This window comes from Gilliamella apicola (genome assembly GCF_003202915.1).
Taxonomy (GTDB): domain Bacteria; phylum Pseudomonadota; class Gammaproteobacteria; order Enterobacterales; family Orbaceae; genus Gilliamella; species Gilliamella apicola_Q.
Genome location: NZ_QGLP01000005.1, coordinates 68,019 through 90,662 on the forward strand (window position 1 = coordinate 68,019; position 22,644 = coordinate 90,662).

Here is a 22,644-nt window from a genome sequence, read left to right on the forward strand (position 1 = left end):
AAATGGATAGGAAAGAAAAATGAAACCTTTAATTATTAAGTTTGGTGGTGTTTTACTCGATAATAAAGATGTGTTAAGTAAATTATTCATTGTCATTAGCGAATATAAAAAAAATTTTAAACGACCTTTAATTATTGTTCATGGTGGTGGTAGTGTTGTTGATGCATTAATGGATCGACTTTCATTACCGGTGGTTCGTCGTAATGGTTTACGTGTTACTCCAGCTGATCAGATTGATGTAATTGTTGGTAGTCTTGCAGGGAGTGCCAACACGACAATATTATCGGAAGCCAAAAAATTACAAATTCCAAGTATCGGTCTGTGTTTAGCTGACGGTGATAGTGTCAAAGTTAAGCAAATTTCTGAAGAGTTAGGTTATGTAGGTGAAGCTGAAGTCGGCGATCCAACTTTAGTCAATTTGCTACTTGATAATGGGTATTTACCTATTGTTAGTTCAATTGGAATTACCGATGAAGGTAAGATGATGAACGTTAATGCCGATCACGCTGCCGTAGCATTAGCAAAAACGTTAGATGCTGATTTAATTTTGTTGTCTGATGTTTCTGGAGTGTTAGATGGAAACAAACAGCTAATTGCATCATTAACACAAGCTGAAGCTGATCACCTCATTGCCGAAGGTATTATCACTGATGGCATGATAGTCAAAGTCAATTCGGCCTTTGAAGCAGCAAAAACGCTCGGACGACCAATTGATATAGCCAGTTGGAAAGAATCAGATAAACTCATTGAATTATTTAATGGAAAATCGGGAATAACAGGTACAAGAATCATTGCTTAAATATAGATCAATTAGTATATTAAGTGGGTTTATTTGTTATTAAATATACTTTATTTAATCTTTAAATCATTTATTTTTTTCGTCAGTAAATTAAGAAAGGGTATAACATGAAAAAAAGTGCAACAAAAAAGGTGGTTTTAGCCTATTCGGGTGGATTAGATACATCAGCCATTATTCCTTGGTTAAAAGAGAATTATGGCGGTTGTGAAGTTTACGCATTAGTCGCTAATGTTGGTCAAGATCCTGAAGAACTAAAAGATGTCGAGAAAAAAGCCAAAGCTTCTGGCGCAGTAGCGTGCAAAGTTGTCGATTTACGAGAAGAATTTGTTAAAGATTATGTTTACCCTGTTTTGAAAACTGGCGCGTTATATGAAGGAACTTACTATCTTGGAACTTCGATGGCTCGCCCAATTATTGCCAAAGCGCAAGTTGAATATGCATTAGAAATTGGCGCTGACACTCTTTGCCATGGCGCAACTGGTAAAGGTAATGACCAAGTCCGTTTCGAAACAACCTATACCGCTTTAGCACCGCAACTTAAAGTTATTGCACCTTGGCGTGAATGGGATTTACGTTCACGCGAAGCTTTAATTGATTATTTAAAAGTAAGAAAAATTCCAACAACAGCAACCGTTGAAAAAATCTATAGCCGTGATGAGAATGCGTGGCATATCTCTACTGAAGGTGGTGTACTTGAAAGTACTTGGAATCAAGCTAATGCGGATTGTTGGGCTTGGACAGTGTCACCAGAAGATGCGCCAAATACACCAGAACTTGTCACCATTGGTATCGAAAAAGGTGAAGTTGTTGCTGTTAATGGTAAAAAATTATCACCATATAACTGTGTAGCCACGCTCAATAAAATTGGTGCCAAACATGGTGTAGGTCGTGTAGATATCATTGAAAACCGTCTAGTTGGCATCAAATCTCGTGGTTGTTATGAAACCCCGGGGGGGACAATCATGATGACCGCATTACGAGGTTTAGAACAACTGATTTTAGATCGTGATAGTTTCAAATGGCGTGAACAACTCGGTTTAGAGATGGCATATGTTGTTTATGATGGTCGTTGGTTTGCGCCATATCGTCGTTCTATTCAAGCGGCGGCTGATATATTGGCAGAAGATATGACTGGTGAAGTTGTCGTTAAACTTTACAAAGGAAATGCAACAGCTGTTCAAAAGAAATCACCAAATAGCTTATATAGCGAAGAGTTTGCAACTTTTGGTGAAGATGAAGTTTATGATCATAGCCATGCGGGTGGATTTATTCGTTTATTTTCACTATCTTCACGTATTCGAGCATTAAATGAAGGTAAGAAAAATCAACCGGCCAAAAAAGCTAAAGTGGCAGTAAAAGAAACTACAAATTCAAAGAGCAATACTAAAAGTAAAAAGTAATTTTTAATACTTTTTAGTAAGATATAACACACAATATATACAGACTTTAGTCTGTATATATTTTTTATCGTATTATTGCATTTTAATTTATCATTAACATTATTAGAAAAACGATAAAATTTAAATCGTTTAGGATTGATTGAAAATAACATTTGAGGTAATTATGGCATTATGGGGTGGGCGTTTTAGCCAAGCTGCGGATCAGCAATTTAAACATTTTAATGATTCTTTACGCTTTGATTATCGGCTTGCAGAGCAAGATATCATTGGATCAATTGCATGGTCTAAAGCATTGGTTACTGTGGACGTTTTATCTTATGATGAACAAAAAAAGCTTGAAAAAGCCTTAAACGAATTATTAGATTCAGTACGGCAAGATCCGCAGCAGATTCTACAAAGTGATGCGGAAGATATTCATAGTTGGGTAGAACAAAAACTCATTGAAAAAGTTGGCGATTTAGGCAAAAAATTACATACTGGCCGTAGTCGCAATGATCAATCAACCACCGATCTTAAATTATGGTGTAAAGCTGAAATTGCTCATCTTATTTCTGGTATTAATCAATTAAGAAAACGCTTAGTGTTTACCGCAGAGCAACATCAAGATGCGGTTATGCCTGGTTATACTCATTTACAACGTGCTCAGCCCGTCACTTTTGCGCATTGGTGCTTGGCGTATTATGAAATGTTAACGCGTGATGAAAGTCGCTTGCAAGATACGTTTAAACGCTTGGATGTTAGTCCTTTGGGATGTGGAGCGTTAGCCGGTACAGCATATCCAATGGATCGCGAGCAACTAGCTAATTGGTTAGGTTTCTCAACTGCAACGAATAATAGCTTAGATACGGTATCAGATAGAGATCATGTTCTAGAATTACTTAATAATGCCTCTATAGGTATGGTACATCTATCTCGGTTTGCTGAAGATTTAATTATTTTCAATAGTGGTGAAGCAAATTTTGTTGAACTATCGGAGCGGGTAACATCAGGATCATCATTAATGCCTCAGAAAAAAAATCCTGATGCTTTAGAACTTATTCGAGGTAAAGTAGGACGAGTAGTCGGCGCATTAACCGGTGCTATGGTGACTTTTAAAGGCTTACCGCTTGCCTATAATAAGGATCTACAAGAAGATAAAGAACATCTGTTTGACGCATTGGATACTTGGCAAGCGTGTTTAGATATGGCCGCTTTGGTTCTTGAGGATATTAAAATTAATTACCAAAATTGCCAAGATGCTGCTAAACAAGGCTACTCTAACGCGACAGAACTTGCTGACTATCTGGTTGCTAAAGGTATTCCATTTAGGCAAGCTCATCACATTGTTGGTGAAGCAGTTGTAGCTGCGATAGCTAAGCAAAAAGCACTAGAAGAATTAACGCTTGAAGAATTAAAAGTATTTAGTGATGTTATTGAAAATGATGTCTATCCAATTTTATCGTTGGAATCTTGCTTAGCTAAACGATCTGCTAAAGGTGGGGTATCGCCTATACAGGTCAAATTTGCAATTGACAACGCCAAGCAGCAACTTTCACTATAATTAATTTTACGAGTTATTCTAAATGCCGACTTTAGTCGGCATTTTTATGCTGCAAAAAAACGATTTGCAACTTTTTTGGATAAAAAAATTGATTGTATATCGGTAAATAGAGTGTAAAAATAGATTTTCTATTTTTGACGGATGAAAATGAATTGCAATGAAGAAAAGTTATAATTTTAGTGCAGGTCCAGCAAAACTTCCTGCAGATGTTCTAAAACAAGTACAAGCTGAATTATTAAATTGGCAAAATACAGGTGCATCGGTGATGGAATTAAGCCACCGAGGTAAAGATTTTGATGCATGTGCAATTGAAGCAACTAATGACCTTCGTGATCTTTTAAAGGTACCAGAAAATTATAAAATTTTATTTTGCCAAGGTGGAGCTAGGGCACAATTTGCTGCTGTGCCATTAAATATATTAGGCAATAAAACAGATGCCGATTACATTAATAGTGGTTATTGGAGTCAATGTGCAGCCAAAGAAGCAACCAAATACTGTAATGTGATTGAACAAAATGTGGTTGTTAAAAATGATGGAATAACCTCAATCAAACCGATGTCTGAATGGCAATTGAGTGATAATAGTGCTTATGTCCATTATTGCCCTAATGAAACTATCGACGGAATTGAAATATTCGAACAACCAAACTTTGGCGATAAAACAGTTGTTGCTGATTTATCTTCTTGTATTCTGTCTCAACCTATCGATGTTAGTCGTTATGGTATTATATATGCCGGTGCCCAGAAAAATATTGGTCCTTCAGGGATCACAATTGTTATCGTTCGAGAAGATCTAATTGGCCATGCTCAAAAGGTATTACCATCAGTATTAGACTATAAACTATTGATGGATCATGATTCGATGTTTAATACGCCACCTACATTTGCATGGTATATGTCAGGCTTAGTGTTTAAATGGATCAAAAATTTGGGTGGATTAACTGCTATGCAACAGCGAAATCATGCTAAAGCACAATTACTTTACCAGTTTATCGATCAATCCGGTTTTTATCACAATACTGTAGCCATTCCTAATCGTTCAATTATGAACGTTACTTTCTTATCACCAAACGAAGAACTTGATAAAAAATTTGTTAGCGAGGCAACTCAAGCAAATATTATTGGTATCAAAGGTCATCGAATCGCTGGCGGAATGAGGGCATCTATTTACAATGCAATGGATATCGATGGTGTTAAATACCTGATTGAATTTATGAAACAATTTGAAAAGCAAAATGGTTAATAATATTGGTAAGCTAATTAAAAAGGGATAACAGTATCCCTTTTTTTATTGACGATTTTTTATTTACAACGATAGACTTCACCAGTCATCACGGCATCTGTCGGAGCAATATCTGAAACATATTGTAAAGATGCATCTTGCGCATTATAAATCACATTACCGCCCATTGCTGCCGCTTTATTCATCAGATCTGTTGCTGCATCACGAATTAACTCACTATGGGTTTTTAAACCAGAAAAGAAAGTGCCACGACGGCCTTCAGCTTTGCCGATGAATTGGCAATTTGCTGCAGGTTTGGTATCAATGAACTGCACTTGTCGACCAGCTGAAGTGGCTTGGTAATTTGAGTTACTACAACCATTTAAAAACAATGCAGTAGATAAAGCTGCGCTCATAAAAAGAATTTTTTTGATAGACATAATATTTCCCCAACCAATATAACGATTATTAGTAGTAATTGTTAAAAGCATTGTATCAGGTTAATTAACTAAAAAATATCGCTTATTAAAAATGATGATATTCTGATAGATGTTAGTTTAATAATTAAGCAAATCAACCTATTTTGTTAATTAAATGTAGCAAATTCAATTTAACTCTATTATAATCGCAACCCTACTAAGTCAGTAGCACCTCAAAAGAGGCCCCTTAGCTCAGTTGGTCAGAGCAGTCGACTCATAATCGATTGGTCACTGGTTCAAGTCCAGTAGGGGCCACCATCAAATGCCTTTAAATTCAATCAGTTATCTATTTTAATAATGTTTTCTTTTATGTGTTATTTTTGGCTATGGCGATAAAATGGCGGTTGATTTTTTTCGTTTTAACTTTTTAATCTTGTCAGTTAATAGTTAATAGTTAATAGTTAATAGTTAATAGTTAATAGTTAATAGTTAATAGTTAATAGTTAATAGTTAATAGTTAATAGTTAATAGTTAATAGTTAATAGTTAATAGTTAATAGTTAATAGTTAATAGTTAATAGTTAATAGTTAATAGTTAATAGTTAATAGTTAATAGTTAGTAGTTAGTAGTTAGTAGTTATTAATGTGGTGGTTAGGTATTTTCGTTTAGTAAATTAGGTTGTTCCTCTGCAATTATGGCTGGTAGTCCAATATTAAAGCTATCTGTTTATAATGATATTAGTTATGTCGTTAGTAGATGTTTTGATTGGGAGAGGGCACCAGATTGCTGTGAGGTGCAATCTGGTGATGGTTTAGGCTTTTTTGGCGTGTCGGCTGTATGGCGATATTGGGATGTTGACTTTTGGGTCTGGGATTGCGCTTGGTACAATCGTTTCTGAGATTGATTGCATTGCAGTAAAAGTATGTCCACAATATATGTTGGAACATTGGTAATACTGTTTGCGAGTTAAGTTGCTTATTTCTTCACTAGATCGGATAAATGTTTTGTTTCGGCAATGTGGACATTTCATGTGACTAACCTCTTTGAATTAAACTTTAGTTAATTTTACATTAATTTAAGTTTAAGTCTAGTGTTTTTCTATTTTTATTTTTTTGCCATGTCTTTTGTTAATTGGTGATGAGGTTTAGCTGAGCGATAACTTGGTTATCTATTGATTTTATCTGTTTTTTTTGGGTTTAATGGATGACTCTTGGTAAGAGTCATCATTTGCTAAGTATTTAAAACAAACTTAAACTTAACTTAAGTTGGTTTACTGTATTGTGTGGGCACTATTTTAAGATATTTTCGTAACTTTCTTCTTCAGGTTTTATTTGTAATTCTAATTCAGTAGTAAATCCACTACCTTTACTTAATGAATGTGTACATGATGCGATAGTCCAATTTGTTGAGTTTATTTCTGGTTTGAATCCATCTACTTCAACCGGCATTTCGCTAAATAGGTCGGGACGGCCTAAAGCAAGTTTGAGTTTAAACTGTGCTATTCCTTGTTCAATTTTTTTCAATTCACTTTTTGCTGCTGCTGTTGCACTCTCTTCATTGGCATAAACATATTTGAGTTCTTTGATTTCTTTTTCGTTGAGTTTCTTTGGTTTTGACTTTGCAATGTGAACTTTACTTTTTTCAATTTGTTGTTTACTAACAATTTTGTATGGTTTTTTTGTTGGCTTTTTGTAATTATACCAATAGGCTTTTACACCTAAATATGGAGTATCAAGGAATGTGTAGCTGTGCTTGTCTCCAGATGCTCTTTTGATTTTAGCCGTTGGGATTTTTTTGCCATTTACGGTCATCCCTTGACCTTTATTAAACACGATTAACATATCATTTTTAATCGTTACGCCCCCTCCATAGTCATTGATTAATCGAGTAAGAAATGAGTTATCTGATTCTTTCATTTGGTCAATATGTGGTATGAAGTTAGAACCTATCAATTTATCAAAGCGATACGGTAACTTGTTGCGTATAGCAATCTGGGCGATTATCTCGCCTAGGGTGAGGTTTTCATAAGATTTTTCCAGAGGTTCTAGGGCGGCTCCGTCTATTAGATTGGCACTTGAACCTTGCAGAGTAATGATATCTGGTGTACCAGAATGGGTAATTTGCGTAATGGTAAATACATTTTTTATATTTGCTTCAAAGATTTTCGCTTCTTCATCGTCAATCGTGGTTTTTGGCTTATCCGCTTTCCAACCAAGGGTAATTTCTAATTTAGCCTTTTTTTTAGGCAAATTGACTTTCTGATCGGAATCGTCAATGACTATAGTGATTGTGTCTGCTTCAAGTCCATTTTTATCTACAATTGTCATTGATATAAGACGATTATCAAATTTTTCGGTAATATCTTCTCGCTGCTCATCATCTAATAAGATAATTTTAAAATATGGTTTTGCCATGTTGTACCTATATAATAATATCAATAATATCAATAATATCTTTGATTATCCCTTCATCAAAGAAGTCTGAAATGTCAACTTTAGTTAGTTTTATGGTGAAGTTGATTTTTCGTGGAGCGCCGTGACGATCGAGTTCGGTGTATTTTCTTTCGACACCATTTAATACAAAAAAGCCAAGCGGTACCCCATCGCCTTGAATAAGCGGCAGTGGTACAGATAAATATGCCATACGTTCTAAGACTTCAATGCTGACTCTACCATGGGTTAATTCGCTGAATACTGAACCCGATAAGGTAATGGTTTCGTTATTTGGGCCGGTGAACTGTAATGCTGAACGTTTGTTGACCCTATTATTGCTTGCCCAGTTCCAACTTTTGTTTAATGTCATTTCTTGGTAGGGTAATGTTTTTAAGCTGAAAACAAAAAAGCCGTAACACATCATCATTTTAGTAGATATCCCTTAAGCTGCTTCTAATTTGAAATAATTGTTGTTGTTCTCGACGATCGAGTTCTTGAGTGATGACTCTAGCGATTTCTTCTTCATTCATACCTGGTGCGGCATTGATGGTAATGTAATATTGTGATGTTCCACCTTGAATAGTGTTAATCGCTGAATTGCTATTAGCATTTGGTATATTATTTGCGGTATTGGTTGGAATCTGCGGCGCCTTGGTACTAACTTTATCAGCAAATTTACTCATTGAGTCTAAAGCGGTATCTTGCGTTTCATCAACCCCATTTTGATAGCCTTCAATGGTGTTAACACCAAATTCTTTAAAGACTGTCGATGGTGATTTAATGCCAAGTTTTGATTTGAACCAACTGCAAATGTTACTTCCAAGATTACATATACTTTCCTTTAAGCTGTTCCAGGCATTTTTGATACCGTTTATTATTCCGTCGATAATATCTCCGCCTATTTTTAAAAACTTATTAAATAATCCATTTTCACCAGTAAAAATTTGTCCTATTTTTTCAGGTAGTTCTTTTATTTTTTCAGGTAATGACATAATAAGATCCCATGTCTCACCGACTATTTTTGAAAGACTTTCAAAGAGTCTGATTGGTGCCATAAGGATACTTCCCACAACAGAACCAAAAGAGGTTCCGGCCGATTTACAGCTTTCAAACTGTTCATCTGTGAGTTTCATTGGTGATAATAATTCACTAAACCAGTTGATTACTCCACCTATTGCATCACCTATCGTTGTGAATACTGGTCCTAAGGATGAGAAGGCATCAATAACTGGCTGTATTTCATTGGTAAGTCCTTGCCAGAAACCAGTGAAGAATGCGCTAATTGGTTCCCAGAATTTGCGAATCAGCAGTGCGGAAGCAGCGATGGCCATAACAACAAGGCCGATAGTGCTAAGTGAAAATGCTTGACTAACTGTTGTGATAACTGTGCCTAAACTTTTAAATGCATTGATTACGCCTTTGATAGGAATGTCGCCTAATGTACCTAATGCTGTACTTGCCATGGAGCTGATTGAAATTATTTCCATAAAGGTAGCAACAAAAGTAGGGTGGTTTTTTACCCATTGCTGAGTACTTGCTGTTAGCTCGGTTAACCATGGCATTGCACTAGCTATTGGTCCTTGCATGGATCCACCCATAGAACTTGAGATATTAGTTAGTGTGGCTTTTAATATTTCAAATTGTGACGCAAAACTTTTACTGTCAATATCGGCTTTTATTTGTAAAGAACCCATGGCATTGGGGTTATTAATTACTGATTGTTGTTGGGTGAGTAAAGGCAAATTATTGGTAAGTTTGCCGGTGTTTTGCGCCTGTTCGCTACCAAATAACTGACTAAGGATTTCTGTTTGTTGGGTTGTATTCTGTTGTTTAATGGTTGTTAGTACTTTTTGTATTGTGTCAATGGCATCGATTGACATATTTTTTTCTATTTGTGTGGCATCAAATCCAAGTGATTGTAACGTTTGTTGGAATTGCTCCGATTGCGTTGTCGCTTTTGATAAACTGTTGACGATAGCATTGGTGGCGGCAATCGCACCATCTGGTTTTATATTTAGGTTTAAGAATGCCGAATTTAATGCCATAACTTGTTTGAAATCGAGTTTATCAGCAATATCATCCATACTTTTTAGTGAGCTTATGATATCTGCTACATTAGCATCGGTGTTATCACTAAGATAATTAATGGTGTCGGCTAAGTTTTCAATATTTTCTATTGGAATATTGAATAATTTGGCAATTTCACTCAGATCTGAGGCTAACTCATTTGCCGGTAAGCCAAAGGCATTGGCTGAAATTGCTGAGATTTTAGTAAAGTTTAGTAGTTGTTTGTGTTGTTCGCTTATAGGATCGCTTTGTTTAGTTAGGCCTAATTTGGCATTGGATTCTACCTGTTCAGCAATATCTAATGCTCCTTTGGCAGTTGGTATTTGTTGACTTAGTGATTGAATTTGTTCTTTCATGCTGTCAAATAATTTAGTTGGTTTGCCTTGTAGGTCATATAGCCCTTTAACTTGCCTAGCAACTTTATTCATAGCCTGTTCAAGTTCTATAAAGGATTCAACCGAACTTAATATTGGTTTACCAAGATTTGTGCCAAACTCTTTTAGTTTTTCACTTTGCGAACTTGTTTTTTCTTCATCTTCTGAATTTCTGTTATTTTCGTTGGCCATAATTAATAAACTTTTATTTTCTGATTTTGATTAATGATGTTTATGTTGGGCGCATTGATTAAGTACTAATTCGTTTTTTAAATTATTTAATAATCAATGGCGTCAAACGGTACCTTATTTTTAATAATTCACTCCCTGATTATTGTTGATTATTGGTACCGTTTCTGACGCGAGCATGCTCTCGCCACTCCATAAGTTCAGATAAGTTTAATTCATCCATGGCAGACGGTTGCCAATGAAAGATTAGTGCAATATCTGCCATTGCCTCTTCTACTCGGTTAGGGATTCCTTGTTGGCATCGTTCGAGTTCGGGGACAAAAAATTGATTACCTCTTTGGTGATTTCCGACAAGTCAATTAAATCTAAAGTATATACTTCATGTTCTGCAATTGATGGTGTGGTAATGCGTGGTAATACTTTTGCTAATGAGTCGATATCTAAATCAATAAATTCGAGTAATTTTACACCACGTAAATCACCAGTTACTGGTTTGCGAATAGTAAATTCGGTTATGGTGGTTTTACCTGATTTAATTCCATTTTTTAATGTGATTTTTTTGCTGCTTGTCATTTGTTTCCCCTCGTAAGAAGCCCTTGCGGGCTTTTTTATTTAAATGATTAATTAGGATTAAATTAATTGTTATAATCCAATTGCACTACGTGCTTTTGATAGACGATCTTTTCCGTTTACTTTGTCGATCATGTTGATTAGGTCGATTTCAGTAATTTCTTCGTTGTCGATGATCTCTTTATAATAAGTACATTGCGTAGTAATTTTGGTTGAGTTGCTTTCACCTTGTTTAAGTTCACCACGGTCTTGTTCTTTATGGCGTCCGTTAACGATGATTTCGACTTTAATAAAATCTTCACTATCATCTTTTTGGTAAGCACCAGCAAAACGTAATGTAACACCATTGAGTAAGCCACCATGCTGTTTTAGCACTTCGTGAGCTAAGCCACCGATTGTCCATTCAACATTTAATGCATCATCTTCATATCCCATGTCGATTGGTACACTGCCTGGCATACCGGCACCGCGATAGTTTTCAAATTTGCGGGTTAATTTGGGTGGTGTGAATGATTCGACTTCACCAGCAAAAGAGGTTCCGTTAACGTAGACGTTGAAGTATTTGAGTTTTTTAGGTAGAGCCATTTAATTGTTCTCCTTAGTTAGTGGCGACTGAATTAGCCAGCTCAACCAAATATTTATCGGTAATGCGTTGGCGTAACATAAGATTTTCGAGAGGCGGGACAGGTGTGTAATCATAATCAATATATAATTTACCTGCTTTTAGAATGTCTGGGGTATTAGCTTCAGGGTCAAACCATGCTTTACCATCAACAATGTAGCCGTTAGATTTTAATTCACGGAATTTGTTATTGATTGATTCAATTAAATCTTTAATTAATGAGGCATGCATTGGAGCATCAACTAATTGGAATTGAGCTTCAGCGATAGTATCAGCTAAAACTTGAGCGGTACGTGTGTAGTTTTCAAATGCAAATAATGTATCCGCTGAGCAAGTGCGAGATCCCCAGAAGCGATATCCTTGATTGCAAATTAAAGTTGTTACATCGTGCTCGTTTAAGTAATTTGAATCTGAGCTTTCTTCTTGCAAATCCCAAAATACATCGTTAGAAATGCCAGTGACGCCATTGACAGGAACATTTGATAATGTTTTATGCCAGCCAACTTTTTGGTCGATTTGGGCACGTAGACCTAACGCTCTAGCCGTTGCAGCTAAAGTGACATTTTGTTTTTGTGTAGCATCGAAACCGACAAAATCAGGCCAAATTACCATTGCTTCACGCGCACCTAATTTATCGCGATAAAGTACTGCTTGTTCTTTGGTTTTAGCGCCGTAAGCCGATACATAACAAAAGGCACGTAATTTTTGTGCTAATGAAACTAGTGCTGTTGCAACAGGTAATGAGTCATAACCAGGTACACCTAAAATACGTGGTTTTACTTTCAATTGCGTTTGTGCTGAAAGTAGCGCTTTCATACCTGTATATTTGCCATCTTCAGTGGTGGTACCAATGATATTTGCTTCTGTTTCTGCAACAGTTGCACCTGTCTCAACACGAACAGCAACAATCACTGGTGAACACTGATCGGCAATCGCTTCTAGCGTTGGTTTTAGTGTACCTGTTGAGCCAGCTTTACCGATTGCGCTATTGACATTGGTAATTAAAACAGGGGTGTTAAGTGGAAATTGCGTCGCATCGGCATCATCGCCAGTACAAACAATACCAATAACAGCGGTTGATACTGTTCTGATAGAGCGTGAACCTTCATTGATTTCGATGACTCGGACGCCGTGATGATAATCGTTAGCCATAAGTTCTCCGTTGTGGTTTACATATTGTAAAGTTAAAGTACATGGCAATATTTGCATATTTAATACAAAGTGGTTAGTGATTGGATTTGTAGCGAAATTTGTTACAATTTATAGCGGAAATGTTTATCAGATTAGATAGATATAACAGACAAAAAACTGTCATTTATTACTGGAAATCAGATAAGTAAATGACAGTCATTAATATTGAAATTAGCTATTTGGCATATCTGGGCAGTCGATATTTGGTGCTTGTTGTACATCAATGCGATTGACTAGTGCGCGGTATTTTTTCCATTCAGCGAGTAATTGAATTTCTTGTTCGCTGGCGATTTGCGAATCAACTGCATCTTGTAAATAACTGATTTGTGAGGTTGCTTCCGAAATGAGTTGTTTTTTTTGAGTTGTCGCTTGGTTAACTTGCGATTGGTGCTGTTTATTTTTATCTAATTGCCATTTTTTACCATCCCATTTGTCAAATTCACTACCTGGTTTTAAGGTGGTATAACCTTCTGGAATGTCACCAACCTCTTGCATAGTCGTTTCTGCGCCAGTTTCGGTAGAGTAGATCGTGGTACCGCGTAAGTCTTTAGGGTAGGTCCATTGTTGGCCATTATGGATGATGGCTTGATTGTCTTGCACGTTTTTCGGGGCTTCAAGGTAAGCATGAGCCGGTAAGCCAACGCCAACAGGTAAATATTGATAGGTAGCTTGTGAAAATTCACCTTTGGTGTCAACATTATAAATAATTGCCCAACCGGCGGAGATGGTTAAACCATTTTTATCTAATACGGCTGATGCTGGCTGTAATTCATATTTCATTATTTGTTCTCCTAATTATTCTGCTTTAACGATATACATAAATGCGACGTTGCGAGGTCGAGTTTCATTGCCGACCAATCCATCAGGGTTTAAATTGCGCCAATCGGTGTAGCCCCTTGATGTTGATATACTGCCGTTGGTACCATCGTTCGTGTACAATAGTGCATTATCAAAATCGTTATTGTACGCGCCGCCCCATACTCCGCCTAATCCGGTTGAGCCAAATGGTGCGTAGTGTTCTTTCTGCCAATCAGTAAAATGCGTTGAATGTTCACCCCATCCCTCAACATGGCGATGCGCTGAAATTTGTGGAGCCTGCCAGGCTAAAATGACCCGATATGGATCTGCGCCACGAGCGTTATCCCACCCACGAATAAATTCACCGCGTAAATCGGGTAATTTTCCTGATGGATAAGCAGCAGCGAGTTTGGGAAATTGATTTTTATTAAACGTTGAACCATTACATTCTAGCCAACCAGCAGGAGGTTGAGTATTCGGCCATGGTAAAGGCACACCGATAGGAATATAATTAGAAACATTGGCTGTGGTGATAAATTCATTCCAACTATAATCGCCAGTATAACTTGGGTTTTGTTCATAAGTTATAACACCCCTGTATTTAACTCGCTTACTTAAAACATCAATGGCAATATCACCAAATGAATCACCAACAAATGATCGCATTACATGGCTATAATCGAATGGTTTACACCCTTGTGATTGTTGTTGAGTGAATAAAAAACCACTATACTGGTTCTTAGACTCATCTATGGATTCATTGCCTAGAACATGTGAAAAGCCAATTCCGTAAGAATATTTAGTTAATACGGGGTGACCTTTTATTTTCAACTCACCAGTTATATCATCGCCTGAACGTTTAACTGCCGCCATAGCTATATCATTCACAATTTTTACTTTCTCATCTACTTTTGTGACTTTCTCATCCACTCTTTTGACAGCTTCATTTACTTTTTTGACTGCTAATGGGGTTGCTGCTTGGTTTTCAATGGTTAAATCAGTGGCGGAATTTAATTGCACAAATCCTTTCGATGAAGTGGTCGCAGTCGGGTGATTGGTTGATTTTTCATGAGCCGTCATTCTAGCGGTAATTAAATTATCAACATATTGACGAGTGGCTAATATTACTGCTGGGTCAATTTTCAAGGCAATGGCATCAGTGTTATCAACGATGATAATGATGCGAATGACTTGCGTTCGCCCACTACCTTCGGATAATTGTGGTTTATAGGTAGCCGGGCAATTACCCACCGCAACTAAGTTGTTATTCTCATCATATAAGCCAATTTCATGAATAAACCATCCTCCTTGATTTTCCGGAATAATTAATTCGGCAATAATTTGATTTGTATTATTTTCATCAATGGTTAATGAGTTAATGGGTGCTTGATAGACTTCATGAACTAATTTGCTTTGATTGGCATTTGGTGTAGTTGCGTTACCATTACCATCGCCAACTCCCATCTTATTTAATTTCAGTGGTATACCTGAAGCGGTCGCATTCGCCAGTAATGCAGCACCTTGTTGGGTAATTAGAGTATAATATTTTTGACTCATATTTTCATTCCTATAAATAAAAATTCGAATCGCCATTAAGGCGATCGAATGAGCTACTTGTTTGGTTTTAAGAAGCCAGTTTATCTATCCTTTATTAAGTCATATGACTTTTATTCATAAAATGGCTTGCTAACGATAGTGACATAATCTAAAGAAGTGAGTTAATGAATGGATATGTAATAAACAAGATTACAAGTGGGGTAGGAGAGGTTCTTTGAAAAAATAAACAATTAATAAAAACTGAAGTGCCCCCAATAGTTGGACAACCAATTACTGGGGGGCACTTCAGTTTAAACCAAGGTTTTTATCAATTAACGTTATTTAGGCTGTTTTGGCCAGTCGATATTTGGTGCTTGTTGTACATCAATGCGATTTAGTAGTGCGCGGTATTTTTTCCATTCGGCGAGTAATTGAGTTTCTTGTTCAGTGGCGATTTGTAAATCAACCGCATCTTGTAAATAACTGATTTGTTCGGTTGCTTTACTTAATAATTGTTTTTTCTGTGATGTTGCTTCATCGATGTCATTTTGATGCTGTTTTTCAGTATCTAATACCCATTTTTCCCCGTCCCAGCTGTCGAATTCACTGCTAGGCTTTATGGTGGTGTAACCTTCAGGAATCTCGCCAACCTCTTGCATAATCGTTTCTGCGCCAGTTTCAGTAGAGTAGATCTTGGTGCCGCGTAAATCTGTAGGGTAGGTCCATTGTTGGCCATTGTGGATGATGGCTTGATTGTCTTGCACGTTTTTCGGGGCTTCTAAGTAAGCATGAGCAGGTAAGCCAACGCCAACAGGTAAATATTGATAGGTGGCTTGTAAAAATTCACACTTTGTATCAACATTATAAATAATTGCCCAACCGGCTTTAATGGTTAGACCATTTTTATTTAATACGGCTGATGCTGGTTGTAATTCATATTTCATTATTGGTTCTCCTAATTATTCTGCTTTAACTATGTATATAAATGCGACATTGCGCGGATGGTTGTCATGTGAAACAGGGACTACACGCGATGCATCAAAATAAAATCCCGGACGCGGTAAGATTGAGGTAAATTCAGTTATGGTTCCTTTGGCGTATTTTAACCCGATGGTTTCGGTATTACGCCGAGTTTCGCTAAATGCACCATTAAAAATGGTGTTGGTGTTTTTTATTCTCCCATGAGATATCGGCCAAACTTCCCCATATATATTTCTTATTGCATCATCCTGAAAACTTAAAATACCTCTGTTAGGGTCTAATCCTCGACCGTTATCTTTCCCTCGAATAAATAACCCGCGTAAATCCGGTAAGGTTCCCCACGGATAGACGGCTGCTAATTTAGGAAATTGATTAACATCAAATGGTGAACCATTACACTCGAGCCAACCGGCAGGTAGATGGTCACTAGGCCAAGGTTGCGGAATCCCAACAGGTAAAACACGTTCTTTAACAAATTCATTCAATCCAAAAACTCTCTCTGATCCAATATAACCAGCTATCCAGCCATCATGATTGATATGCCAAGAAAATTCGTTTTTATAGGTATTATATACTCCGGAAATTCCATCATTACGTACAACAAATATATGTCTTTTGTCTCCCGAATATACCTGCGATTCAAATTCGGACATTCGGAACTTATCTACAATTGGATCAATTCGATTATGCGCGGCGCTTGCATGGTCATAGGCAGCCTGTGCTTTTTGGTCAGAATATCGAGCATATTCATAAGCATCACGAACCGCTTTGGGGGTTGCCGCTTGGCTTTCAATTGTTGAATTGGTTGCCGAGTTTAATTGCACAAAACCTTTTGAAGAAGTAGTGGCATTGGGATGATTAGTTGATTTTTCATGGATTGCCAGTTTGTTGATAATTAAATTATCTACATATTGACGCGAGGCTAATACTACAGCCGGATCAATTTTTAGTTCAACTACACTTGCATTATCTACTGCAACAATCATGCGGATTACTTGGGTACGGCCACAACCTTCAGGCAATTGAGGTTTATAGGTAGCTGGGCAGTTACCGACCGCAATTAAGGTATTGTTCTCATCATATAAGCCGATTTCATTAATAAACCATCCCCCTTGGTGTTCCGGAATGATTAATTCAGCAATAATTTGCTTTGGATTATTTGCGTCTGTGGTTAAAGTATTGATTTGTGCTTGATAGACTTCATGAATAAGGTGGGTTTGAGCAGCATTTGGCGTGGTTGCATCACCATTGCCATCACCAACCCCCATTTTAGTTAATTTGAGCGGAACACCTAAAGCAGTAGCATTTGCCAGTAAGGCGGCGCCATGCTCGGTTATTAATGTACAAAATTTTTGACTCATATTTGTATCCTATAAATAAAAATTCGAATCGCTCATAAGGCAATTGAATGCGTTATTAGTGTCGGTTGTCATGTCTAGTTTTTGAATATTTTATAAACTGCATGCGATTTGCATTTCATAAAATGGTTTACTCACGATAGTGACATAATCTAATGAAGTGAGGTAATAAATGGATATGTAATAAACGAGGTTACAAGTGGCGTAGGTGAGGTTTAGTGAAATGATAAATTATTAATAGAACCTTGGTGACAAGACCAAGGTTTTTGTTTATCTATTAACGCTATTTAGGCTGTTTTGGCCAGTCGATATTTGGTGCTTTTTGTACATCAATGCGATTGACTAGTGCGCGGTATTTTTTCCATTCAGCGAGTAATTGAATTTCTTGTTCGCTGGCGATTTGCGAATCAACAGCATCTTGTAAATAATTGATTTGTGATGTTGCTTCTGAAATGAGTTGATTTTTTTGAGTTGTCGCTTGGTTGATTTGCGATTGGTGCTGTTTATTTTTATCTAATTGCCATTTTTTACCATCCCATTTGTCAAATTCACTATTTGGTTTTAATGTGGTATAACCTTCTGGAATGTCACCAACCTCTTGCATAGTCGTTTCCGCGCCTGTTTCGGTAGAGTAGATCGTGGTGCCGCGTAAGTCTTTAGGGTAGGTCCACTGTTGGCCATTGTGGATGATGGCTTGATTATCTTGAACGTTTTTCGGGGCTTCTAAGTAAGCATGAGCAGGTAAGCCAACGCCAACAGGTAAATATTGATAGGTAGCTTGTGAAAATTCACCCTTTGCATCAACATGATAAGCAATCGCCCAACCGGCGCTGATGGTTAGACCATTTTTATTTAATACGGCTGATACTGGTTGTAATTGATATTTCATTTTTTCTCTTTCCTTTATTATTCTGCTTTAACGATATACATAAATGCGACGTTGCGAGGGCGAGTTTCATTGCCGACCAATCCATCAGGGTTTAGATTGCGCCAATCGGTGTAGCCCCTTGATGTTGATATACTGCCGTTGGTACCATCGTTCGTGTACAATAGTGCATTATCAAAATCATTATTGTACGCGCCGCCCCATACTCCGCCTAATCCGGTTGAGCCAAATGGTGCGTAGTGTTCTCTCTGCCAATCAGTAAAATGCGTTGAATGTTCACCCCATCCCTCAACATGGCGATGCGCTGAAATTTGTGGAGCCTGCCAGTCTAAAATGACACGATATGGATCTGCGCCACGAGCGTTATCCCACCCACGAATAAATTCACCGCGTAAATCGGGTAATTTTCCTGATGGATAAGCAGCAGCGAGTTTAGGAAAGTGATCTCTGTTAAATGTCGAGCCATTACATTCAAAATAGCCAGCAGGAGGATAGACTTGTGGCCAAGGTAATGGCACGCCTACCGGAGGAGTTCTGTCTCTAACAAACTGATCTAAGCCACCCACACGAGGAGCTTCAATAAATCCTCCACACCATCCATCGGAATTAAAAAACCATGAAAAATCGTTTTTATAGGTATTATATACCCCAGCAACTCCGTCATTGCGTACAACAAATAGGTATCGTTTATCTGCAGAAAATAATTCTGATTCAAAATCTGGAGTGCGTAACCGGTCAGTTACATTTGAAAGAACATTATTGACATCAGTTATTCTGTTATGTGCATTACTGGCATGGTCAAAGGCTGACTGCGCTTTTTGGTCAGTAAATCGAACATATTCAAAAGTATCATGAACCGCTTTGGGGGTGGCTGCTTGGCTTTCAATTGTTGAATCAGTGGCCGAGTTTAATTGCACAAAGCCTTTGGATGATGTTGTCGCTGTTGGATGGTTGGTTGATTTTTCATGAGCTGTCATTTTGGCGGTAATCTGGTCATTCGTGTATTGCCGCGTGGCCAAGACAACGGCTGGATCGATTTTCAATTCGACAGATTGGGTGTTGTCGACAATAATGACCATTCTAATTACTTGCGTTCGGCCACTGCCTTCAGCTAATTTAGGTTTGTAGGTTGATGGGCAGTTACCCACGGCGATCAGATTACCGTGATCATCAAATAGACCAATCTCATGAATAAACCAGCCACCCTCGCTCTCAGGAATGATCTGTTCGGCAATAATTTGATTGGGGTTTTCTTGGTCGACAAATAGTGTGTTGACAGCGGCACGTCTGACTTCGTGTACTAATTGGGTTTGGCTGGCATTGGGTTTAGGAATGTTACCATTGCCATCACCAATTGCCATTTGTGTTATTTTAAGAGGAATGCCAAGTGCCGTGGCATTGGCTAATAATGCCGCGCCTTGTTTGGTTAAGACGGTGAAATATGTTTGATTCATGGTTTTATGCTCATTGTATCGATTAAATGAATAGTTGCGCCCGAATGGCTTTCAGATTGAGTAGCGACAGTTTCAGCAATATAAGGGTAGATATCTAAAGTATTACCATCATAGCTACTGGCTCCCATGGTTAATGAACCTTTAGATACGAGCTGGATAGCCAATCCGGTTAGTTGACGTGATACCGGTTTGACATCATCAATGATACGGCTAAGTTCGTTATAAGACTCTTCGGTAATGCCTTTATCTAATACGCCAATTTCCAGCCCAAAAGAGCCAGGCGTTTGATTGTTTTGCCACCACTCGGTAATCTTGATTAAGAAACCAAATGGCTCGACAGCCCGACGAATTGCCTCTTTGGTGCCTTTGAGCTTATGGATTTCAAAGGCTTCGGCGATGACTTTACGTTTGATCTCCTCAGACCAATTTTCATCCCAACGGTCTACACTATATTGCCATGCCAGATAGGGAAGTAATTCGTAAGGACTAGTTTGCGGATCCCAAAGTGAGCGTAACGGTATTGGTGGCTCACAAGCAATCGCTTGTGAAAGTTTTTTCTCCAGTTTGGTAGCTGTAGGGGGGAGTAGCGTTTTATTCGCCATAACCTGCTACCTCAACTTGATAGTCTGAACAATAACTAGCTTGTTCCCGGTTGATGATAATATCTTGTGCCGGTTCTTGGAGTTCAACGCGTTGTACGCCAACCACATGTAACGCTGAGATGATAGCACTTCGGCTAATTCTTCGGCCAATTCGATGTTTTTCGCTAATGTAAGCTTGTAAATTATCCATGGCAGTTTTTTTAATCGGTTCTGACTCGGGACCTGGATATAAGTAAAGTTTCGCTTTAATTTGGTAGTCAATTAATTCGACTGATTTAACGGTCACCCTGTCGGCAATCGGTCGACGATCATCTTGATTGACCGCTTTTTTGACAATTTCAATCAACTCATCCGAGGCAATACCATTATTATCCCGAGCTAAAATTGCGAGAGTAACACAGGCGGGGGAAGGGCTTTCAGCTGCCGCGTCTAAGACTCTTCCATCAGCACTACGGGCAAAAAACTCATATGCCGCGCGCGGTCCGGCAACCGATAATCCTTCAAAAGCTGATTGAATGCGGACTCTAAAGTCACTATCGGCTTCTTTAATTTCTTTGATAGCCGGAACGACACTATTGTCTGCAGCTTGCACGGTTAGACGATAAACATTGAAGTTGGCGCCTAGATTATCTAAATCCTGATCTTTAGCATGGGCAATCATTAATGCTTGCGAGGCTTCGTTGATTCGTTGCCGTAAAATCAGTTCATAATAGCTGCTCTCTTGTAACAGTTTGACAATCGGCTCACTTTCAAATTGTAATGTTTTGGCAACTTCTTCCTGTTCTTGCTCACTATAAAGTGAAATGAATTTGGCTTTGCGGCGGTTAAAGATCTCTTCAAAATCTAGGGATTCAATTACATTTGGGGAGGGTAATTTTGAAAGGTCGGTTAATGCTGCCATGTTGCTACCTCGATTTCGCTATTAAAGGTTTGGTTCGGTTTGTCTATCCGTGAACCGGTTATTTGTAAGGTTAATTTTTCTTTATCAGGGAACACATCGACCGTATCAAGTTTTATTCGTGGTTCCCATTGAGTAAGTGCCAATACCGTAGCCGAAATCACACGTAGTTTAGTTGCTTCTGTATTTGGGTTGTCTAAAAGTAAAAACAGTAACGAACCATAATTACGTCGCTCAATTCTCGAACCAATCGGTGTGGTGAGAATATCTTTAATGGACTGATTGATATGGTCCATATCGGTAATTGTTCGTCCTGATTTGCTATTCATGCCAATATAACTCATTGCGGTTTTCCTGTTGAATCGCCACCAGCTTTAACGCCGCTGTGGGTGTGAGAATCTAATACAATACCGTTTGATGATAATTGTCCTTGAGTGTGGATCACATTACCGGTTAATGTGCCGGTACTACCTTTGGCGCCGCCACCACTAGCACTGAATGATTTGAATGTTACATGATCGCTACATTCAACTAATGGGGTATCAAGTTGAATTTTGCTACCCGCTTTAGCCGTAATTTGTTCACTGGCTTCAATGATAGCGGTTTTGATCCCTTTAATGGTTAATTGACTGGTTTCTGGTTCATATTCAAATGAGGCACCGTCAGGAAAGGTCACCAAATAACCATCTTCAGATTTAGCAGGAGCGGGATTGGCATCACTGAATATACTCGGTAATACGCAACCTAACGCTAAGTTACCATTAGGGCTTAAAATAAATACCTGCTCACCAATTGATGGCCGCCACCATGTACGGCTTTTACCAGCACGATGGGTGAACCAAGGTAACCACGCGGTAATTAATTCACCGGTACGGACTTTAACCCGATCACCATTGGTTTGATAAACAACGCCAGGGCGAATCAGGTTTTCAATTTTTCGTAGAATGTCGACTAAGTCGGCGGGATGATAATTTTTCATAATGCCTATAATGAAATTTTATCAAATAAAAATAAAGTAAGCTTAGTTGTAGCGATTAGGCTTACAAATTTTCAAAGAGTTAAGTTAGAACAGAGTGTGGTTGGAATAATGCGAGCATTAACTTTCTAGCTACCCTTTTTTTTGTTAAAATAACAATAACAATAAAATCAACACATTAATTAAGTGTTTAAAAAAAGGGTTTTTAAAAGCCAAATAGCACTTTGCCTTTTTGCTAACAGAGTTTATAGTATATATTGTTCTAGTTCACTGCCGTGTAGGTAGTTTAGAAATCTTACGAGTATTGTATTCCTCGCCCTCTCGGGTTCA

Annotated in this window: 22 protein-coding genes, 1 tRNA gene and 1 pseudogene; 5 read left to right on the forward strand and 19 right to left on the reverse strand. The window is 37.9% G+C overall.

What is annotated here, in order from left to right; genetic code table 11:
- Positions 1-19: 19 nt before the first annotated feature.
- The 4 genes and pseudogenes from argB (at position 20) to serC (ending at position 4,982) form a co-directional block, all read left to right on the forward strand.
- Complete coding sequence (gene argB, locus DKK79_RS06425) at positions 20-799, forward strand: acetylglutamate kinase (RefSeq protein ID WP_110423382.1); 780 nt, start codon at positions 20-22, stop codon at positions 797-799.
- 107 nt (positions 800-906) lie between these two features.
- A pseudogene (locus DKK79_RS06430) lies at positions 907-2,118 on the forward strand (argininosuccinate synthase); the annotation flags it as partial.
- Between the two features lie 244 nt (positions 2,119-2,362).
- Positions 2,363-3,739 (forward strand): argininosuccinate lyase, encoded by a 1,377-nt coding sequence (gene argH / locus DKK79_RS06435; protein ID WP_110423384.1) that lies wholly within the window; start codon positions 2,363-2,365, stop codon positions 3,737-3,739.
- 157 nt (positions 3,740-3,896) lie between these two features.
- Positions 3,897-4,982: a 3-phosphoserine/phosphohydroxythreonine transaminase gene (gene serC / locus DKK79_RS06440; RefSeq protein WP_110423385.1), complete on the forward strand. Its 1,086-nt coding sequence runs from the start codon at positions 3,897-3,899 to the stop codon at positions 4,980-4,982.
- Positions 4,983-5,041: 59 nt separating this feature from the next.
- On the opposite strand, the gene DKK79_RS06445 is transcribed toward serC, so the two are convergent.
- The gene (locus DKK79_RS06445) at positions 5,042-5,401 is read right to left on the reverse strand and encodes a DUF4156 domain-containing protein (RefSeq protein WP_110424043.1); all 360 of its coding nucleotides are present in this window, start codon (positions 5,399-5,401) and stop codon (positions 5,042-5,044) included.
- Between the two features lie 220 nt (positions 5,402-5,621).
- On the opposite strand from DKK79_RS06445, the gene DKK79_RS06450 reads away from it, so the two are divergent.
- A tRNA-Ile gene (locus DKK79_RS06450) sits at positions 5,622-5,698 on the forward strand.
- A gap of 493 nt (positions 5,699-6,191) precedes the next feature.
- Here the strand turns inward: DKK79_RS06450 and DKK79_RS06455 are convergent.
- From DKK79_RS06455 to DKK79_RS06545, 18 genes are all read right to left on the reverse strand, one after another.
- The gene (locus tag DKK79_RS06455) at positions 6,192-6,410 is read right to left on the reverse strand and encodes an ogr/Delta-like zinc finger family protein (RefSeq protein WP_082205083.1); all 219 of its coding nucleotides are present in this window, start codon (positions 6,408-6,410) and stop codon (positions 6,192-6,194) included.
- Between the two features lie 259 nt (positions 6,411-6,669).
- Entirely contained in the window at positions 6,670-7,794 is a 1,125-nt protein-coding gene (locus DKK79_RS06460) for a contractile injection system protein, VgrG/Pvc8 family (protein WP_110423386.1), read from the reverse strand.
- A 7-nt stretch (positions 7,795-7,801) separates the two neighbouring features.
- Positions 7,802-8,239 carry a phage tail protein gene (locus DKK79_RS06465; RefSeq protein ID WP_110423387.1) on the reverse strand — a complete coding sequence of 146 codons (438 nt, stop codon included), beginning with the start codon at positions 8,237-8,239 and terminating at the stop codon, positions 7,802-7,804.
- A 1-nt stretch (position 8,240) separates the two neighbouring features.
- A complete protein-coding gene (locus DKK79_RS06470; RefSeq protein ID WP_110423388.1) occupies positions 8,241-10,445 on the reverse strand; it encodes a phage tail tape measure protein in 2,205 nt (734 codons plus the stop codon).
- A gap of 139 nt (positions 10,446-10,584) precedes the next feature.
- Positions 10,585-10,707, reverse strand: a complete 123-nt coding sequence (locus DKK79_RS06475) for a GpE family phage tail protein (RefSeq protein ID WP_110423389.1) — start codon at positions 10,705-10,707, stop codon at positions 10,585-10,587.
- A gap of 8 nt (positions 10,708-10,715) precedes the next feature.
- Positions 10,716-11,015, reverse strand: coding sequence for a phage tail assembly protein (locus DKK79_RS06480; protein ID WP_110423390.1), 300 nt, complete (start codon positions 11,013-11,015; stop codon positions 10,716-10,718).
- A 69-nt stretch (positions 11,016-11,084) separates the two neighbouring features.
- The gene (locus DKK79_RS06485) at positions 11,085-11,597 is read right to left on the reverse strand and encodes a phage major tail tube protein (RefSeq protein WP_110423391.1); all 513 of its coding nucleotides are present in this window, start codon (positions 11,595-11,597) and stop codon (positions 11,085-11,087) included.
- Positions 11,598-11,610: 13 nt separating this feature from the next.
- The gene (locus tag DKK79_RS06490; protein ID WP_110423392.1) at positions 11,611-12,786 is read right to left on the reverse strand and encodes a phage tail sheath protein; all 1,176 of its coding nucleotides are present in this window, start codon (positions 12,784-12,786) and stop codon (positions 11,611-11,613) included.
- Positions 12,787-12,996: 210 nt separating this feature from the next.
- Entirely contained in the window at positions 12,997-13,605 is a 609-nt protein-coding gene (locus DKK79_RS06495; RefSeq protein ID WP_110423393.1) for a tail fiber assembly protein, read from the reverse strand.
- A gap of 15 nt (positions 13,606-13,620) precedes the next feature.
- Positions 13,621-15,180 (reverse strand): phage tail-collar fiber domain-containing protein, encoded by a 1,560-nt coding sequence (locus DKK79_RS06500; protein ID WP_181415253.1) that lies wholly within the window; start codon positions 15,178-15,180, stop codon positions 13,621-13,623.
- A gap of 317 nt (positions 15,181-15,497) precedes the next feature.
- Positions 15,498-16,103: a tail fiber assembly protein gene (locus tag DKK79_RS06505; RefSeq protein WP_110423395.1), complete on the reverse strand. Its 606-nt coding sequence runs from the start codon at positions 16,101-16,103 to the stop codon at positions 15,498-15,500.
- Positions 16,104-16,118: 15 nt separating this feature from the next.
- Entirely contained in the window at positions 16,119-17,501 is a 1,383-nt protein-coding gene (locus DKK79_RS14595) for a phage tail protein (protein ID WP_220019047.1), read from the reverse strand.
- Between the two features lie 280 nt (positions 17,502-17,781).
- Positions 17,782-18,387 carry a tail fiber assembly protein gene (locus DKK79_RS06520; RefSeq protein ID WP_110423396.1) on the reverse strand — a complete coding sequence of 202 codons (606 nt, stop codon included), beginning with the start codon at positions 18,385-18,387 and terminating at the stop codon, positions 17,782-17,784.
- Between the two features lie 17 nt (positions 18,388-18,404).
- Positions 18,405-19,838 (reverse strand): phage tail protein, encoded by a 1,434-nt coding sequence (locus DKK79_RS14600; protein WP_110423397.1) that lies wholly within the window; start codon positions 19,836-19,838, stop codon positions 18,405-18,407.
- Positions 19,835-20,440 carry a phage tail protein I gene (locus DKK79_RS06530; RefSeq protein WP_110423398.1) on the reverse strand — a complete coding sequence of 202 codons (606 nt, stop codon included), beginning with the start codon at positions 20,438-20,440 and terminating at the stop codon, positions 19,835-19,837. Before DKK79_RS06530 ends, DKK79_RS14600 begins: the two co-directional genes overlap by 4 nt.
- Complete coding sequence (locus DKK79_RS06535) at positions 20,430-21,341, reverse strand: baseplate J/gp47 family protein (protein ID WP_110423399.1); 912 nt, start codon at positions 21,339-21,341, stop codon at positions 20,430-20,432. Before DKK79_RS06535 ends, DKK79_RS06530 begins: the two co-directional genes overlap by 11 nt.
- A complete protein-coding gene (locus DKK79_RS06540) occupies positions 21,329-21,682 on the reverse strand; it encodes a GPW/gp25 family protein (protein WP_034882260.1) in 354 nt (117 codons plus the stop codon). The genes DKK79_RS06535 and DKK79_RS06540 overlap by 13 nt, the downstream gene beginning before the upstream one ends.
- Positions 21,679-22,317 carry a phage baseplate assembly protein V gene (locus DKK79_RS06545; RefSeq protein ID WP_034882259.1) on the reverse strand — a complete coding sequence of 213 codons (639 nt, stop codon included), beginning with the start codon at positions 22,315-22,317 and terminating at the stop codon, positions 21,679-21,681. The genes DKK79_RS06540 and DKK79_RS06545 overlap by 4 nt, the downstream gene beginning before the upstream one ends.
- Between the last annotated feature and the right edge of the window lie 327 nt (positions 22,318-22,644).

Coding starts and splice junctions, on each gene's coding strand:
- argB (WP_110423382.1), top strand. CDS start 20: ATGAAACCTTTAATTATTAAGTTTGGTGGTGTTTTACTCGATAATAAA.
- argH (WP_110423384.1), top strand. CDS start 2,363: ATGGCATTATGGGGTGGGCGTTTTAGCCAAGCTGCGGATCAGCAATTT.
- serC (WP_110423385.1), top strand. CDS start 3,897: ATGAAGAAAAGTTATAATTTTAGTGCAGGTCCAGCAAAACTTCCTGCA.
- DKK79_RS06445 (WP_110424043.1), bottom strand. CDS start 5,401: ATGTCTATCAAAAAAATTCTTTTTATGAGCGCAGCTTTATCTACTGCA.
- DKK79_RS06455 (WP_082205083.1), bottom strand. CDS start 6,410: ATGAAATGTCCACATTGCCGAAACAAAACATTTATCCGATCTAGTGAA.
- DKK79_RS06460 (WP_110423386.1), bottom strand. CDS start 7,794: ATGGCAAAACCATATTTTAAAATTATCTTATTAGATGATGAGCAGCGA.
- DKK79_RS06465 (WP_110423387.1), bottom strand. CDS start 8,239: ATGATGATGTGTTACGGCTTTTTTGTTTTCAGCTTAAAAACATTACCC.
- DKK79_RS06470 (WP_110423388.1), bottom strand. CDS start 10,445: ATGGCCAACGAAAATAACAGAAATTCAGAAGATGAAGAAAAAACAAGT.
- DKK79_RS06475 (WP_110423389.1), bottom strand. CDS start 10,707: ATGGCAGATATTGCACTAATCTTTCATTGGCAACCGTCTGCCATGGAT.
- DKK79_RS06480 (WP_110423390.1), bottom strand. CDS start 11,015: ATGACAAGCAGCAAAAAAATCACATTAAAAAATGGAATTAAATCAGGT.
- DKK79_RS06485 (WP_110423391.1), bottom strand. CDS start 11,597: ATGGCTCTACCTAAAAAACTCAAATACTTCAACGTCTACGTTAACGGA.
- DKK79_RS06490 (WP_110423392.1), bottom strand. CDS start 12,786: ATGGCTAACGATTATCATCACGGCGTCCGAGTCATCGAAATCAATGAA.
- DKK79_RS06495 (WP_110423393.1), bottom strand. CDS start 13,605: ATGAAATATGAATTACAGCCAGCATCAGCCGTATTAGATAAAAATGGT.
- DKK79_RS06500 (WP_181415253.1), bottom strand. CDS start 15,180: ATGAGTCAAAAATATTATACTCTAATTACCCAACAAGGTGCTGCATTA.
- DKK79_RS06505 (WP_110423395.1), bottom strand. CDS start 16,103: ATGAAATATGAATTACAACCAGCATCAGCCGTATTAAATAAAAATGGT.
- DKK79_RS14595 (WP_220019047.1), bottom strand. CDS start 17,501: ATGAGTCAAAAATTTTGTACATTAATAACCGAGCATGGCGCCGCCTTA.
- DKK79_RS06520 (WP_110423396.1), bottom strand. CDS start 18,387: ATGAAATATCAATTACAACCAGTATCAGCCGTATTAAATAAAAATGGT.
- DKK79_RS14600 (WP_110423397.1), bottom strand. CDS start 19,838: ATGAATCAAACATATTTCACCGTCTTAACCAAACAAGGCGCGGCATTA.
- DKK79_RS06530 (WP_110423398.1), bottom strand. CDS start 20,440: ATGGCGAATAAAACGCTACTCCCCCCTACAGCTACCAAACTGGAGAAA.
- DKK79_RS06535 (WP_110423399.1), bottom strand. CDS start 21,341: ATGGCAGCATTAACCGACCTTTCAAAATTACCCTCCCCAAATGTAATT.
- DKK79_RS06540 (WP_034882260.1), bottom strand. CDS start 21,682: ATGAGTTATATTGGCATGAATAGCAAATCAGGACGAACAATTACCGAT.
- DKK79_RS06545 (WP_034882259.1), bottom strand. CDS start 22,317: ATGAAAAATTATCATCCCGCCGACTTAGTCGACATTCTACGAAAAATT.